Consider the following 2,799-nt stretch of genomic DNA (forward strand, 5'->3'; position numbering starts at 1 on the left):
AACCAATAAAATTGTCAGAATCACACCTACTTCTTCTGCTGTAATGGATAAAATAAAGTCGGTATACGGCTCTGGTAAGTAACCTCGCTTTTGCATACTATTACCTAGTCCTACGCCAAATAATCCCCCATTGTGGATTGCATAATAGGAGTTAACTAGCTGGGCCCCACCTTTTTGCTCTAATTCAAAGGGATGCAAGAACGACATTAGTCGTTGGAATTGATAACTTCTTTGTAAAAATCCAGGATTCCAGGCAACTACAATAAAAAATACAGCTGCCACTAAGATCACAATCCCAGCTAACCAAGTTAAAGCTAATTTAGTTGGAACCCCTGATACTGAAAACATTACTAAAGTGATCATAAATAAAATTGCTGTCCCACCAAAATCAGGTTCAACAATAACCAAACACATTAAAAAAGCCGCCAAAATTGCTGGGTGTGACAAATTATGTTTGATCTTACCCTTGACTAATTTTCCATCTCTTCTGTCTAGTACATATGCCAAATAAATGACCAGAGCCAATTTAGTAACTTCTAGTGGCTGCAAATTGATAAAGCCCAAGTTAATCCAACCTACAGCACCATTAACTGCCGCACTACTGCCATGAGCAAAACGTAGAAATACTAGCCATCCTAGCATAAGTATACAAATTAATAAAAATCCCCCTACAAACTTTGGATTTTTAAATACTTTGATTCTTAATGCAAAAAACGGAATCCCAAACAAAAAGAAAGCTACTATAGCATAGATTGCTTGCCGTATCCCATAGACATTTGGCTTAAATCCATTAACTAATAAAATATCTGAACTAGCTGAATATACCAAAATTATCCCAACCACTACTAAAATAAGATAGGGAATAAAAATCTGGTAATTAAGATAACGTAATTTTCGACGCACAAGCGTTGCCCCTTTATCTAAATAATACTTTTTTCATTATAAAACAAAAAGATCATCACTTCTATCAAGTGACGACCTTTTAAAATTTATTAAACTATCTTAGTTAGCACGGTTACGCTTCTTATCAGCCTTTTGACGTTCTGAAGTGTTCAAAATCTTCTTACGTAAACGAATAGATTCGGGAGTTACTTCACAATATTCATCATCATTTAAGAATTCGATAGCTTCTTCAAGAGTCAACGTTCTAGGAGTCTTAATAGCAGCAGCGTGGTCCTTACCGGCAGCACGAGTGTTAGTTAAGTTCTTACCCTTAGTTACGTTAACAGCAATATCACGTTCACGTGATGATTGTCCAACAATCATACCTTCGTAAACTTCAACACCAGCACCGATGAATAACTCACCACGTTGTTCTACTGATTGAAGTGAGTAAGTAGTTGATTGACCTTGGTTAATGGATACCAATGCACCATTACGACGACCTGGGTTCCAGTTCTTTACTACTGGCTTATATGCTTCAAAGGTGTGGTTCATGATACCATATCCACCAGTTTGTGACATGAATTCATTATTGTAACCAATCAAACCACGTGATGGAACTAAAAATTCAAGACGAGTTTGACCATTACCAGTTGATTCCATATTCTTCATCTCACCTTTTCTTTGTGAAAGTGAGTCAATAACAGAACCAACATATTCATCTGGAGTATCGATTTGTACTGATTCAAATGGTTCGCACATAGTACCATCAATTTCACGGTAAATAACCTTAGGACGTGAAAGTTGTAATTCGAAGCCTTCACGACGAAGTTCTTCAACCAAAATTGAAAGGTGAAGTTCACCACGACCTGAAACAGTCCAAGCGTTCAATTGATCAGTTGGTTCAACCTTCAAAGAAACATCGGTACGAGTTTGACGAATCAAACGATCTTCAAGCTTCTTAGGAGTTACTTGATCACCTTCACGACCTGCAAATGGTGAATCGTTGGCAACAAAGTCCATTTGAAGAGTTGGTGGATCAATCTTAAGAAGTGGCAATGCTTCTGGATGTTCAGCTGATGCAATAGTTTCACCCACGTAGATATCATTAATACCACTAATGGCAATAATATCTCCAGCCTTAGCTTCCTTAATTTCGTTACGTTTCAAGCCAAAGTAACCAAATAACTTAGTAACACGGAAGTTTTGAGTTGAACCATCACGCTTCATAACAGTGATGTTGTCACTAACTTTAACCTTACCACGGTAAATTCTACCAACACCGATACGACCAACATAGTCATCCCAATCAAGCATGGTGATTTGGAATTGTAATGGCTCATCAGAGTTGTCTACTGGAGCAGGAATATTCTTAATAATGGTATCAAAGATTGGATCCATAGTTTCCTTTTGAGTACTTGGATCTGGATCATATGATGAAGTACCATTCAAAGCTGATGCATAAACAACTGGGAAGTCAAGCTGTTCATCGTTGGCACCTAATTCGATGAAAAGTTCAAGTACATCATCCAAAACCTTCTTAGGACGAGCGCCTGGACGGTCAATCTTGTTTAAAACAACGATAGGTTTTACGCCAGCTTCCAAAGCTTTCTTTAAAACGAAACGAGTCTGTGGCATTGGACCTTCATAGGCATCAACCAAAAGCAATGCACCGTCAACCATGTGCATAACACGTTCTACTTCCCCACCAAAGTCAGCGTGACCTGGTGTATCCAAGATGTTGATAGTAGTATCCTTATACTTAACAGCAGTGTTCTTAGACAAAATAGTAATACCGCGTTCACGTTCAATGGCATTTGAGTCCATAGCACGATCTTCCAGATTCATGTGTTCTGGCAAAGTATCAGATTGCTTCAATAATTGGTTAACCAAGGTAGTCTTACCGTGGTCAACGTG

At 38.2% G+C, this 2,799-nt stretch carries 2 protein-coding genes; both read right to left on the minus strand.

Annotation, left to right across the window (positions count from 1 at the left end; all coding sequences use genetic code 11):
• Positions 1–903, minus strand: a 903-nt coding sequence (locus CP367_RS10285; protein WP_098043564.1) for an FtsW/RodA/SpoVE family cell cycle protein, incomplete at its 3' end; no start/stop codon positions are given.
• 99 nt (positions 904–1,002) lie between these two features.
• A partial coding sequence (gene typA, locus CP367_RS10290) for a translational GTPase TypA (protein ID WP_098043565.1) occupies positions 1,003–2,799 on the minus strand: 1,797 nt, incomplete at its 5' end.

The organism is Lactobacillus sp. UMNPBX16 (assembly GCF_002553775.1).
GTDB classification, from domain to species: Bacteria; Bacillota; Bacilli; order Lactobacillales; family Lactobacillaceae; genus Lactobacillus; species Lactobacillus crispatus.